The sequence below is a fragment of the Desulfurella amilsii genome (assembly GCF_002119425.1).
In the GTDB taxonomy this organism is placed as follows: domain Bacteria; phylum Campylobacterota_A; class Desulfurellia; order Desulfurellales; family Desulfurellaceae; genus Desulfurella; species Desulfurella amilsii.
On sequence record NZ_MDSU01000011.1, the window covers coordinates 69,477 to 82,115 of the forward strand.

Genomic DNA, 12,639 nt, shown 5'->3' on the forward strand with positions numbered 1-12,639 from the left:
AAACCACCTTATTTAATACTAATAATACGGTGTTACGAATAGCTTACACAAAAATGATATATTATTAATTTACTCTAACTCAATAATTAAGTCTTGTCCTTCTATTTGCTCGCCTTCTTTTAGCAGTATATTTTTTACTTTGCCTTCCTTTAAGCTTACGATTTTTGTTTCCATTTTCATAGCTTCTGTAATGCACACAGGCTGGTTTTTATTAACAAAATCACCCTCCCTTACAAGCATTTTTGAGATTTTTCCAGGCATTGTGGCAATTATATGATTTGAATTTGATTTGTCGCCTTTGAGGTTTTGCTTTAGAGCTGCTTGCAGGCTTAAGTCTTTTATTGTAACAAACCTTGACTCTCCATTTACTTCAAATGTAAGCGTTCTTTGACCTTTAGAGTCAGCTTCGCCAATGGCTATTAGTTTTACAAAAATGGTTTTCCCTTCTTCTAAATTTATTATTGTTTCTTCGCCTACATTTAAAGGAAAGAAAAAGTCCTTTGTGGATAATACCCACACATCCCCGTACTCTTTATTAAAGTTAAAATAATCTTCAATGACTTTGCCATAGAGAGCATAGGAAACAACTTCTCTAAACTCTACATCAGAGCCAATGATGCTTTTAAGTGCTTCTTGGGCTAGGTTAAGGTTATATTCAGTCAAAATCTCACCTGGTCTTACAGCAAGTGGCGTTTCACCTTTTAGGACTTTTTGTTGAAGTTTTCTATCAAAGCCACCGTAGGGTTGACCTAAATAGCCTTTAAAGAAGTCCACTACGCTTTGCGGGAGGGATAACTTGTCTGCATTATTTTTAAAATCCTCTATAGTTAAATTATTTCTTACTAAAAATAACGCTAAATCGCCCACTACTTTCGAAGAAGGTGTAACTTTAATAAGGTTTCCCAGCGCTTCATTGACCTGTTTGTACATTTTCTTTATATCATCCCACCTATCAAGTAGCCCCAGACTTGTTACTTGTGGTTTTAAGTTGCTGTACTGGCCGCCTGGTATTTCATGCTCATATACTTCCGCTGTGGGAGATTTAAGTCCGCTTTCAAACATAAAGTAATATGGTCTGACCTTTTCAAAATAATTGGCCACTGTATCTAAATCTTCCTGGTTTAGACTTGATTGGTGCGGTGTGTTTTTTAGTGCAGCAACAATAGAGTTTAGTGATGGTTGACTGGTTAGGCCGCTCATAGAGCTAACTGCAGCATCTACTATTTTTACACCAGCTTCAATTGCGCTATAGACAGAACTTTCTGCGTTTCCAGAGGTATTGTGCGTGTGAAAATGCAAAGGAACACCCACTTCTTCACTTAGTGTTTTAAATAGAACTTTGGCTGCATATGGTTTTAACAGTCCAGCCATGTCTTTTATTGCAATGATGTCAGCACCCATTTTTTCTAATTTTTTAGCTAGATCCACATAGTAAGATAGGGTGTATTTATTATTTTTTGGCGATAATACATCGTCTGTGTAGGAGATTGCCGCCTCGCATATCCTATCTAATTTTTTTACCTCTTCCATAGCAATAGCCATCTGGTCAGTCCAGTTGAAGCAATCAAAGATTCTAAACACATCTATACCGCTACCGACTGCTTCTTTAATAAATGCTTTAACGACATTGTCTGGGTAATTAGTGTAGCCTACAGCATTTGCGCCCCTAAGCAGCATTTGAAAAGGTATATTTGGAATTCTTTGGCGCAACATATCCAGCCTTTCCCATGGATCTTCTTTTAAAAATCTATAGCAGACATCAAATGTTGCGCCTCCCCACATCTCAATGGAAAATAGTTTGTTCATTCTTTTTGCAACAAAATCTGATATTTCAAGCAAATCTTTTGTTCGCATCCTTGTTGCAAGCAAAGATTGATGGGCATCTCTAAAGGTGGTATCAGTAAACAATACTTCTTTTGATTCTTTTATTTTTTGAATAAAAATTTCTGGTCCCTGCCTTAGCAAAATATCCCTTAAGCCTTCAAGTTTAGTACTTTGCGCTTTAGGTTTAACAATTGTGGGAAATACTACATTTTTTGCTTCCCCATTTGGTTTATTGACTATATTGTTTCCCAAAAATCTAAGCAATTTGCTTATTCTATCCCTTGGTTTTTCGAAATTAAATATTTCTGGGTGAGTTTCTAAAAAATGTACATTAAAGTCACCTTTCAAAAAGTCTTTGTTTGAGACGAGGTTTTCTAAGAATCTTAAGTTGTTTTTTATACCGCGAATCCTAAATTCTCTAAGTGCCCTGTGCATTTTTTTGGCTGCTTCTTCAAATGTTAAACCAAAAGCTGTAATTTTTACAAGGAGCGAATCGTAAAAAGGTGTAATAAGTGCACCCGTATATGCGCTTGCTGCGTCAAGCCTTATCCCAAACCCCGCTGGTGACCTATAAGCTTCAATTTTTCCTGTATCTGGAAAAAAGTTGTTTTGAGGGTCTTCAGTAGTGATACGGCACTGAAAAGCACAACCTTTTTTTGCAATTTTATCTTGTGGGCCTATAAAATCCAAAAGCGATTGGTCACTTGCAATTTTTATTTGGGATTGAACAATATCAATGCTTGTTATTATTTCAGTTACTGTATGTTCTACTTGCAATCTTGGGTTTACTTCTAAAAAGTAATAGTGCTGTTTTTCTTCATCTACTAAATACTCAAAAGTAGCAGCATTGTATAATTTTGTTTCTTTGGCAAATTTTATGGAATCTGCATATATTGATTGTAAAATATCTTGAGGTATGTTTAGTGAAGGTGCAATTTCTACCACTTTTTGATGTCTACGCTGAATGGAGCAATCTCTTTCAAACAAGTGCACATAATTTCCAAATTTGTCGCCCAAAATCTGTACTTCTATGTGCTTGGGGTTTTTGACTAATTTTTCAGCTATAATTTCGTCGCTGCCAAAAGCTTTTAGGCTTTCAGACTTTGCCATTAGGTACTCTGATTCTAGGTCTTGGAGGGTTTCTACTACCCTGATGCCTCTGCCGCCACCGCCTTTTGTGGCTTTTATTAAGATAGGATAACTAGATTGATTTGCGAACTCTCTAAGTTCATTTATGCTGGTAATACACTGATTAGTGCCAGGTATTGTAGGTATTGAGAGATTTTGAGCCATTTTTTTTGCCCTTAATTTATCGCCAAAGATTTCTATAGCACTAGAGTGAGGGCCTATAAAGATAATGCCTGCTTCTTCGTATTTTTTTGCAAATAAGGGGTTTTCGCTCAAAAAGCCGTATCCTGGATGAATCGCATCAATGTGTTTTGATTTTGCTAAATCAATAATTTCTTCTATTGACAGATAAGCATCAACTGGGCTTTTACCTTCACCTACTAGGTACGATTCGTCACATTTGTAGCGGTGCAAGGAGTAGCGGTCTTCATAAGAGTAAATGCCTATTGTTTCGATGTTTAATTCTGTTGCAGCTCTAAAGATTCTGATGGCAATCTCACCACGGTTGGTTACAAGCAATCGTTTAATTTTCATTGTGCCCCCCTTTCTTGAATATATGGTAAAAATATTATATCAAGAGCTCCTCTTGTAAGTCAAATATTTGTTATTTTAAAGCAGTTTTTTAATTAGTACAAGAAAATTTAATTCATTTAGTATGAAATTAAATTGTATGCAGTTTGACTTTTTCTAAAAAGGTATTAGCTTAAAAGGAAAAAAGGGGAGGTAGTATGATTTGTCCAGTTATGGAATGGGAATTAATTGATTCTGATAGTGTTGGGAACGCCTACTATATGGACAAAGAAGGATCTGGGACAATTAGCGAGGGAATTAAAAATATCTGGTTAGAAAAAAAATTTAGCAAAGAAGGTTTAGAAAGCGAAATCAAAGAATTACTAAACAAAAAAACAGACGCCTTAGCGGTAATAGATTACGAAACAATAAAAAATACCAAAAGCGCTAAAATGCTTTACCGCATTGACTATACAAATAAAACGAAAGTTGAGTTTATTTTAAAATTTATATCCTATCATGATAAAGATGGAAACACTTTATACTCTGAAGCTGATGTTGAAGAGTTTAAACCGCTGCCGCAAAACATAAAAGACAAATTATTTGATAAATTACTTAGCGATTTTAACTTAGAGTAATTTTATTTTTTTGCTACAGTTGCCTACCATATAATTATAAATAAAAAAATAATAGCTTGACTTTTTCAAATTTTTATACACAATATATTGTGGTTAGAGAAGATTTAACACAAAATGTAGGGGTTTTATGCGTTGTCCGTTTTGTAAAGCAGTCGATACGCGCGTCATAGATAGCCGCGTTATAGAAGATGGTAAAGTGATAAAGCGCAGAAGGGTTTGTGATGAGTGCGGCAGCAGGTTTAACACATATGAGCGAATTGAAAACATTCCCATTGTGGTTACAAAAAATAATGGCATAAAAGAGCTTTTTGAAAAAGAAAAGATCATAAAAGGCATTGTAAAAGCTATCAATAAACGCCCTCTAACCTACGATGATGCCCAAAAAGTTGCAAACGATATAGAAGACTACATAAAAGCAAAGGAACTATACGATATAAACTCAAAAGAGATTGGCAATCTCGTAATGGATGCATTGAAGAAACTCGATCAGGTTAGTTATGTAAGGTTTGCGTCTGTATACAAAAAATTTGCAGATGCAGAGGATTTTATTGAGTTGCTAAAAGAATTTAATAATAAGAAAGAATGAGTGTGTTTAAGGAACATTACAATTTCTAAATAGGAGGGTATCATGGAAGGAAGAAGTGTATTGGACATTAATTTTACAGAGCATTTTAATGGTGTTTTTGTTGTTAAGAGGGATAATTCAAAAGCACCGTTTGATAAAGCTAAAATAGAAAATGCTGTTAAAAAAGCTTTCAATGCTGTTGGCGAAGAAGATTACTCTTATTTTGTCACAAACAATGTGCTTTTTGGTTTAAAAAGGAAATTTGTCAGTCAAAAAGAAATCAACATCGAAGATATACAAGACTGCGTAGAGGAAGAATTAATTAAGCTGGGTTTTGCAAAAACTGCCAAAGCCTACATTCTTTATAGAGAAAAACGTTTCATAGCAAGAGATACACAAAAAGCCATATTTGATGTAGAAAAAACCGTAAGCGAATATGTAGAACACACTGATTGGCGCATAAAAGAAAACTCAAATACCACATTTAGCTACCCTGGTTTATATTTGCATTTAGCTGGCAGCGTTCTTGCAAATTATGTTTTAAATAATATTTATCCTAAAGAAGTTTCTAATGCACACACAAGCGGCGATCTTCATATACATGATTTATCACACGGCATTGTTGCATATTGTGCGGGTTGGTCTTTAATGGACTTAATTTCAAGAGGGTTTGGGGGTGTAGAAGGAAAAATTAATGCAAAGCCAGCGCGTCATTTGTCTGCACTTGCAGGTCAAATGGTAAACTTTTTAGGTGTTATGCAGATGGAGTTTGCTGGTGCTCAAGCGTTTAATTCAGTTGATACGCTGTTGGCCCCTTTTATAAGGTCAGATAACTTAGACTACACTCAAGTTAAGCAGTTAATTCAGCAGTTGGTGTTTGCTATAAACGTGCCAAGCAGGTGGGGGTCTCAAGCACCGTTTATTAATTTTACATTTGATTGGACTGTGCCAGACGATCTAAAAGACAAGCCTGCTGTTGTAGGCGATGATATAATAGATACAGTATACGGCGACTATCAAAAAGAAATGGATATGGTAAATAAAGCATTTTTAGAAACAATGCTTGAAGGCGATGCTCAAGGCAGGATATTTTCTTTTCCTATACCTACATACAACATTACAAAAGACTTTGATTGGGAATCTCCAAATGTAGATTTACTGCTTAAATCTACGGCTAAATACGGCCTACCATACTTTCAAAACTTTTTATCAAGCAGTTTGAATCCAGGCGATGTAAGAAGCATGTGCTGTAGATTGCAGTTAGATTTAAGAGAACTAAGAAACAGAGGCGGTGGTTTATTCGGTGCAAGCGATAAAACAGGTTCTATTGGCGTTGTTACGATAAATTTACCCCGCATTGGGTATTTATCAAAAACAAGGCAAGAGTATTTTTATAGACTAAAGTCAATGATGGATACTGCTAAAGAATCGCTTGAGATAAAAAGAAAGGTTGTGGGGCAAAACCTAAAAAACGGACTTATGCCGTATACTTTGAGCTACTTAGGACATTTCAATAACCATTTTTCTACAATTGGCATAATAGGCATGCATGAATCACTTCTAAATTTTATGGGAAAAGGCATACAAGATCAAGAAGGCAGAGAGTTTGCCATTGAAGTGTTAGAGTTTATGAGAGAAACGCTTAAAAGCTATCAAGAAGAAACAGGCAATCTCTACAACCTTGAAGCAACACCTGCAGAAGGCACTTCATATAGGCTTGCCTATAAAGATAAACAGCTCTACCCTAATATTATAACATCTGGAGAAGATGAGTCATACTATACAAACTCCACCTTTTTGCCAGTAAACTATACAGACGATCCATTTGAAGTTTTAGAACACCAAACACCACTGCAGGCTTTGTATACATCAGGCACTGTTGTGCATATATTTTTACAGGAAAAACCACAAGAAGAAGCTCTAAAGAGTTTTATTAAAAAAGCGTTTGAAAACTATCCTATCCCTTATATGACGATTACACCTACCTTTTCGATTTGTAAAACTCATGGCTATATCGCAGGTGAGCATTTTACTTGTCCAACCTGCGGCTGCCCAACAGAGGTTTACTCTCGTGTGGTTGGATATTACAGACCTGTGCAAAATTGGAATAAAGGCAAACAAGAAGAGTTTAAGCAAAGATTAGAGTATGATATATGAAAATCGCTGCGACTCAAAAAGTAAGTTTCATTGATTATCCGGGTAAAATAGCCACTGTGCTGTTTTGCCCTTTTTGCAATTTAAGATGTCCTTACTGTCACAACCCCGAATTGGTATTTTTTAAAGGCAATTTGTTAGACGAGAAAGATGTATTGTCTTTTTTGCAAAGCCGCATTGGCAAAATAGAAGCGGTTGTGATTACAGGCGGAGAACCTACAATGCAGTTAGATTTAGCGGATTTTATAATCAAAATTAAGCGTATGAATTTTTTAGTTAAACTTGATACTAATGGACATTTTCCAGATATGCTAGAAAGTGTTATTGATACAGTAGATGTAATAGCTTTAGATCTAAAAGCCACCTGCGACAAATACAAAGCTTTTGGTGGTGATTGTGAAAAGTTAAAAGAATCACTTAAGGTATTAAGGCGTTTCAAGGGTCAGCTAATTATACGCACTACAATGTATCCTCTATATACCAGCAAAGAAGATTTAGAAGTTATGGATAAAATAATACCAGAAGATTTGAGGTTCAAAAGGCAGTTTAACGAATACAGAGATACTGTAACGCTTCAAAAATTTGTAAAGCAAAAAACGATTAACCAAAAGACTTTTTAGTAATGCAGAATAAAAATAAACTAATTGACAGAGAGTAAGTTTGTTTAAAATATAAAGCAAAGACTCCAAAAAAGAGTCTTTGCTTTAAGTGTGGCTACTGCATTAGTCTTAGCACTAATTGCTGTGTTGCGTTTGCTTGAGCAAGGGCGTATGTGCCAGCTTGTGCCAAAACTTGCATTGTAGAGAACTTTGATGTTTCTGTTCCGAAGTTTACATTTGTAATAGCTGCTTGAGCTTGAGTTACATTGACCTGAGCAACTTGAATGTTTTGCACGGTTGCGTTAATTTGGTTTTCAACAGAGCCTAAATTAGCCCTAATCTTATCCAATGCACTTAGTGCAGAGTTTGCAATTGTAATGGCAAGACCCGCACTGTTTTGATTTGTGACATTTACATTTGATAGGTTTACATTTGGGCTATATGTGCCAGATTTAAGACCCGCATAAGCATCAAATGCACCATTATTTGCTCCACCTACAGTAAATGCGTTATTAGAAGTTAGTGTAATTGTACCGTGGTAAGAGTTGTTTGCAAGGTATGCACCAGATGTGGCGCCTGCAAGAGAAGTCAAACCTAAAGCTCCTAAGAAACCTGCTGCTGCACCAGGATTCGTTATATTCAAATCACTGCCGTTGTTAGCTACTATTCTAATGCTTGAAGCAGTAGTACCTTTACTTGCTATAGCTGTAACGCCTGTAACACCTGCAGCCGCTAACTGTGTGTTAATGAGATTTGCAGCACTTATTGCTATACCACTTGTAGCAGCAAATTTACCTAAAGTTATTTTAGCTCCATTAATATAGAAGCTTTGAGCAGCGGTTGTTATGCCGAGTGATGCTGTTGTATTGAGGTTTGTTGTGGTGTTATTAATTCCAAGCATACTTTGCGTGTTGCTTGTTGATTGGACTGCGATATTTCCGCCTGTTGTGTTTGTTAGAACAAGCTGGCCATTATTATTTACACTTGCTACTACACCCGTTTGGCTTGTGTATTGGTTAATTGCATTAACTAAATTGCCACCTGAATCCCCTACGCCTACATTTACTTGACCGATATTAACGCCGTTAATTAACAATCCAGCAGCAGAAATGGTGCCTGCTTGGATGCCCTTAGTGCCGACAACTGTTGTTTGTGCAGATGCACTAACACCTGTTTGACCACTTACGGCATTGATTGCTTGTGACCAATTCCCTGCATCTAACTGCTGTGTTCGACTTGTTCCAAAAACATTAACATTTACGCCGTTAATTGCGATATCGCCGTTTCCAATTGTAGCAAAAGCTTTGTTTGCGGCAAAGGATACACCGATGCCCGCAAAGTTAGTACTGAGAGCACCAGTGCTAGCAGTAACTGCGTTCGCCATTTCAGAGGCAGAACCTGTTGTGTTGCCATTGCTAAACTGTTGGTTTGCTACCCAACCTATGGCGTTTGCCGCTGTATTTTGGATACCGATACCGATAGTCTGATTTTGGTAGGCGCCGATCTGAACAATTTTATTGGTAAAACCACCGTTAAGCAAGTTAATGCCTTTGTAAGATGTGGTAGATGCAATGTTGTTAATCTCTGAAAGCAAACCATTAATGTTGTTTTGCAGAGCCTGTCTTGAAGAAGAGTCCTGCGTGGCGTTTGCAGCTTGTGTAGCCTGTTGGGCAATGTTTGTAACAAGACTTATAGATTGTTGTAGAGCCTGATCTGCTATGTTTATCAAGTTTACTGTGTCGCTGCCGTTTGATATAGCTTGGCCTAAGTTTGTTGACTGAAAATTCAAAGAGTCAGCAATTGTCATACCTGCTGGGTCCACTGCTGCGCTTGTTAGCCTTAAGCCTGTTGATAGACTGTTTAGAGCGTTTGTTAACTGCGTGCTGTTATTGTTTAGTGTGTTGATAGACTGCAACGCCGCTATGTTTGTGTTAATTTGAAGACTCATGATAAACCTCCTTTTCGTTTTTTTTTGAGCTTCTGTATAATGAATCGGATGAATTTTAAAAAATTAAAGTCTATCGAAAATTTTTAAAGCTTTACTAAATTACCTTGTTTTTTTTAAAAAACATATAAATTATGTGTATGGATATTTATGCGCTGCTTGCTGATGTTATTATAGTAATTCATTTTTTGTATGCACTAACAATTATTGTTGGATTAATAATAGTATACGTTGGAAAATTTTTAAAGTGGGGCTTTGTAAAAAATGCTACATTCAGACTTATTCATTTAGCTATGATAACGATAGTGGCGATTGAATCAATTTTTCACATAGAGTGCCCTTTGACATACATAGAGTATAAATTATTGAGCTTGGCTAAAATGCACCATCAGAATACTCCTTTCATAGCAGGCTTTATTAATAAAATACTTTTTTGGGACCTACCAAATGAATTTTTTGATATACTCTACATTGCGCTGGCACTGGTTATTTTAATGAGCTTTGTATTTGTTCCTATAAATTTTAAGAAAAATCATTGACAATGGTCATATGTTCATTATAATTAAACTTTAAGGAGGTTAAAATGAAAGTAATGTTAGCCACAAAAGGCTCTGCACTTGATAGCGAAATAGACGATAGATTTGCCCGTGCAGGCTATTTTTTAATTTATGATGATGAAACGCAGCACTTAGATGTGATAGATAACAGCAAACAACTCTCACATGGCGCAGGTCCCCAGGCTGTCCAAATTGCTATTGATAATGCTTGTTGTTGTTTATTATCAGCCATACCGGGCGAAAATGCTATAAAAGCTATCAAATCAGCTGGTATTGAAGTATATGAGGCAGTGGGCCTAAGTGCAAGTCAGGCTTTAGAAAAGCTAAAAACAAACCAGCTAAAGAAATTATGATTATCGCAGTTTTATCAGGCAAGGGCGGTACGGGCAAAACAACAGTATCTACAAATCTTGCCTATGTTTTGGGCAAAAATGGCTTTAAAGTAAAGCTTATTGATTTAGACGCAGAAGAGCCAAACGCGCATTTATTCTTTGATGTAAATTTCAGTAAAAAAAATAACGTAGATGTTTATATACCGAAGGTAGACAATTGCATTTGTACACATTGTGGCGATTGCGCAAAAGCTTGTCAGTTTAGCGCTATTGTGGTATCAAGACAATCTGTGATTGTGTTTGCCCATTTGTGCCATGCGTGTGGGGCTTGTTTGCTTGCATGCAAATATGGTGCAATACAAGAAATCCCAAAAAATATAGGTGTGATTTCAATAGGTAAAGCGCAAGCAAACATTGATTTTGTAAAAAGCGAAATGAACATAGGTGAGCCCTCAGCGGTGAGAATTATAAGACAGGCAAAAAAATACACTGAAAAAGATAAAATAAACATTTTGGATTGCCCGCCTGGCGTATCGTGTCCTACGGTTGAGTCAATACAGATGGTTGACTTTTGTGTGCTTGTGACAGAACCTACACCGTTTGGTTTGCATGATTTGAAGCTTGCTGTGGATCTCACCAAGCAGTTTGGTTTGAAAATTGGTGTTGTGATAAATAGATACGATGCTAATTTTTTAGAGTTAGAATTGTACTTAGAAGAAAACCACATACCGATTTTATTAAAAATCCCATATGATAGAAACATAGCCCAAAGCTACTCTAAAGGCGAGTTATTTTCAAAAACGATTGTTGAGTATAAAAATGCTTTTTTGGAATTGTACAATAAAATTTTGGAGATCTCTGAATGATTGTAAAACAGCTAGCAATTGTAAGCGGAAAAGGCGGTACGGGTAAAACCACTTTAAGCGCAAGTTTTGCCTATTTAGCTGAAAATACATTAATGGTAGATTGCGATGTGGATGCCCCAAATCTTCATATTATACTAAAGCCTAAAATTATTAGAACTATTGAGTATTTTGGCTCTAAAAAAGCGTTTATTGACTATGATAAATGTGTCAATTGCGGTATATGCAAAAGTGTGTGCCGATTTGAGGCAATAGATTTTGTTAATAATGCTTATGTAATTAGAGATTATGCATGCGAGGGTTGCAATGCATGCACTATTGCATGTCCAGAAGGAGCAATAAGCCTAAAAAGCGTGCTCAATGGTAAATACTTTGAGTCTATCTGCGAAACAGGCAGTATGGCTCACGCGCTTTTAAACCCAGGCGAGGAAACCTCCGGGGGCTTAATATCCGAGGTTAGGAAGCTATCACTTGAAATTGCCTATGCTAAAAAACTCCAGTTAATTATAATTGACGGGGCACCTGGTATTGGCTGTCCTGCTACATCGTCCATCGTAGGGGCTAAGTATGTAATTGTTGTAAGCGAGCCTACAAAAAGTGGTTTTCATGATTTAGAGCGCATTGTTAAAACCATAAAGCACTTTAAGATACCGCATGGTATAGTGATAAACAAATTTGATATCAACCAAACCCAAACAAACGCTATTTTTGAGTATGCTAAAGGTGAAAATTTAGAAGTAATAGGTGCAATCCCTTATGATAAAACTGTTGAAGAAGCTACAAGAAAAGCAAGACCTGTTATCGATTATGATTGTCAAGCAGCTTTAGCTATAAAAAATATCTGGGAACAAACAAAACAAAAGCTAAATTTATAGCCCCAAAGCCTTAAGCCTTGAGGCTAGTATATATTTTTTAGGAGAGGAGCTCTTCTACAGTTACATAGTCGCCAACACGGCCTGTCATTTTCTCTTCGTCTGTTTTGACAGGCAAGGTCTTTTTGCCTGGTCTCCAGTTAGCCGGGCAAACCTCGCCTGTCTTATATGCATGCTGATGGGCTTGGATTTGTCTAATGAATTCATTCACATTTCTACCTACAGGTGGTGCTTGAACCTCTTGTGCTACAATCACGCCGTCTGGGTTTATTAAAAATCTACCACGCAGTGCAATGCCAGCACCTTCTATCATAACATCAAATTTTCTTGAAACATCGCCTGTTGGGTCTGCGCCTATTGTCAGTTTTAAGCCTTTTAATAACGGCTCTGTTTCTACAAAGCGCTTATGGGAAAATTTTGTATCTGTGGATATTGCTAGTATTTCGCAAGCCAGCCCATCATGTATCACATCGTACTTTGCATTCATTGCGGCAAGCTCTGTTGGGCAAACAAATGTAAAATCTGCGGGGTAAAAACAAATAATTGTCCACTTGCCTGCGTAATCTTGGCTTGATACCTTTTTGTAGTGGCCACTTTGTGCATCGTAAGCATCCATTTTAAATTCTGGCATTTTTTGAAGAACTAAACTCAT

The 12,639-nt window shown here is 36.6% G+C and carries 11 protein-coding genes; 8 read left to right on the top strand and 3 right to left on the bottom strand.

Annotated elements, in window-relative coordinates; genetic code table 11:
* Window positions 1-69: 69 nt before the first annotated feature.
* Window positions 70-3,486: a pyruvate carboxylase gene (locus tag DESAMIL20_RS02675; protein WP_086033282.1), complete on the bottom strand. Its 3,417-nt coding sequence runs from the start codon at window positions 3,484-3,486 to the stop codon at window positions 70-72.
* 194 nt (window positions 3,487-3,680) lie between these two features.
* Here DESAMIL20_RS02675 and DESAMIL20_RS02680 point away from each other — a divergent pair, with 194 nt between their 5' ends.
* The 4 genes from DESAMIL20_RS02680 to DESAMIL20_RS02695 all read left to right on the top strand — a co-directional run bounded on the left by DESAMIL20_RS02680 (window position 3,681) and on the right by DESAMIL20_RS02695 (window position 7,439).
* A complete protein-coding gene (locus tag DESAMIL20_RS02680; protein ID WP_086033283.1) occupies window positions 3,681-4,100 on the top strand; it encodes a hypothetical protein in 420 nt (139 codons plus the stop codon).
* A gap of 127 nt (window positions 4,101-4,227) precedes the next feature.
* On the top strand, window positions 4,228-4,686 hold the full coding sequence (gene nrdR, locus DESAMIL20_RS02685) for a transcriptional regulator NrdR (RefSeq protein ID WP_086033284.1): 459 nt from the start codon (window positions 4,228-4,230) through the stop codon (window positions 4,684-4,686).
* Between the two features lie 42 nt (window positions 4,687-4,728).
* The gene (locus DESAMIL20_RS02690) at window positions 4,729-6,822 is read left to right on the top strand and encodes a ribonucleoside triphosphate reductase (protein ID WP_086033285.1); all 2,094 of its coding nucleotides are present in this window, start codon (window positions 4,729-4,731) and stop codon (window positions 6,820-6,822) included.
* Window positions 6,819-7,439, top strand: coding sequence for an anaerobic ribonucleoside-triphosphate reductase activating protein (locus tag DESAMIL20_RS02695; RefSeq protein WP_086033286.1), 621 nt, complete (start codon window positions 6,819-6,821; stop codon window positions 7,437-7,439). Before DESAMIL20_RS02690 ends, DESAMIL20_RS02695 begins: the two co-directional genes overlap by 4 nt.
* A gap of 94 nt (window positions 7,440-7,533) precedes the next feature.
* On the opposite strand, the gene DESAMIL20_RS02700 is transcribed toward DESAMIL20_RS02695, so the two are convergent.
* Entirely contained in the window at window positions 7,534-9,366 is a 1,833-nt protein-coding gene (locus tag DESAMIL20_RS02700) for a flagellin N-terminal helical domain-containing protein (protein ID WP_086033287.1), read from the bottom strand.
* Between the two features lie 137 nt (window positions 9,367-9,503).
* Between DESAMIL20_RS02700 and DESAMIL20_RS02705 the strand changes: the two genes are divergently transcribed.
* The 4 genes from DESAMIL20_RS02705 to DESAMIL20_RS02720 are packed head-to-tail and all read left to right on the top strand — an operon-like array spanning window position 9,504 to window position 11,990.
* Window positions 9,504-9,902 carry a DUF2784 domain-containing protein gene (locus tag DESAMIL20_RS02705; protein ID WP_158090491.1) on the top strand — a complete coding sequence of 133 codons (399 nt, stop codon included), beginning with the start codon at window positions 9,504-9,506 and terminating at the stop codon, window positions 9,900-9,902.
* A 44-nt stretch (window positions 9,903-9,946) separates the two neighbouring features.
* Entirely contained in the window at window positions 9,947-10,273 is a 327-nt protein-coding gene (locus tag DESAMIL20_RS02710) for a NifB/NifX family molybdenum-iron cluster-binding protein (protein WP_086033289.1), read from the top strand.
* Window positions 10,270-11,118, top strand: a complete 849-nt coding sequence (locus DESAMIL20_RS02715; protein ID WP_086033290.1) for a nucleotide-binding protein — start codon at window positions 10,270-10,272, stop codon at window positions 11,116-11,118. The genes DESAMIL20_RS02710 and DESAMIL20_RS02715 overlap by 4 nt, the downstream gene beginning before the upstream one ends.
* On the top strand, window positions 11,115-11,990 hold the full coding sequence (locus tag DESAMIL20_RS02720; protein WP_086033291.1) for an ATP-binding protein: 876 nt from the start codon (window positions 11,115-11,117) through the stop codon (window positions 11,988-11,990). The genes DESAMIL20_RS02715 and DESAMIL20_RS02720 overlap by 4 nt, the downstream gene beginning before the upstream one ends.
* 37 nt (window positions 11,991-12,027) lie before the next feature.
* Here the strand turns inward: DESAMIL20_RS02720 and DESAMIL20_RS02725 are convergent, their stop codons facing one another.
* Window positions 12,028-12,639 (bottom strand): peroxiredoxin, encoded by a 612-nt coding sequence (locus tag DESAMIL20_RS02725; protein WP_086033292.1) that lies wholly within the window; start codon window positions 12,637-12,639, stop codon window positions 12,028-12,030.

Bases quoted from the DNA above. Each gene is read 5' to 3' on its own strand.
- DESAMIL20_RS02700 (WP_086033287.1), bottom strand. From the start codon at position 9,366: ATGAGTCTTCAAATTAACACAAACATAGCGGCGTTGCAGTCTATCAAC.
- DESAMIL20_RS02680 (WP_086033283.1), top strand. From the start codon at position 3,681: ATGATTTGTCCAGTTATGGAATGGGAATTAATTGATTCTGATAGTGTT.
- DESAMIL20_RS02705 (WP_158090491.1), top strand. From the start codon at position 9,504: ATGGATATTTATGCGCTGCTTGCTGATGTTATTATAGTAATTCATTTT.
- DESAMIL20_RS02725 (WP_086033292.1), bottom strand. From the start codon at position 12,639: ATGAGTTTAGTTCTTCAAAAAATGCCAGAATTTAAAATGGATGCTTAC.
- DESAMIL20_RS02715 (WP_086033290.1), top strand. From the start codon at position 10,270: ATGATTATCGCAGTTTTATCAGGCAAGGGCGGTACGGGCAAAACAACA.
- nrdR (WP_086033284.1), top strand. From the start codon at position 4,228: ATGCGTTGTCCGTTTTGTAAAGCAGTCGATACGCGCGTCATAGATAGC.
- DESAMIL20_RS02675 (WP_086033282.1), bottom strand. From the start codon at position 3,486: ATGAAAATTAAACGATTGCTTGTAACCAACCGTGGTGAGATTGCCATC.
- DESAMIL20_RS02710 (WP_086033289.1), top strand. From the start codon at position 9,947: ATGAAAGTAATGTTAGCCACAAAAGGCTCTGCACTTGATAGCGAAATA.
- DESAMIL20_RS02695 (WP_086033286.1), top strand. From the start codon at position 6,819: ATGAAAATCGCTGCGACTCAAAAAGTAAGTTTCATTGATTATCCGGGT.
- DESAMIL20_RS02690 (WP_086033285.1), top strand. From the start codon at position 4,729: ATGGAAGGAAGAAGTGTATTGGACATTAATTTTACAGAGCATTTTAAT.
- DESAMIL20_RS02720 (WP_086033291.1), top strand. From the start codon at position 11,115: ATGATTGTAAAACAGCTAGCAATTGTAAGCGGAAAAGGCGGTACGGGT.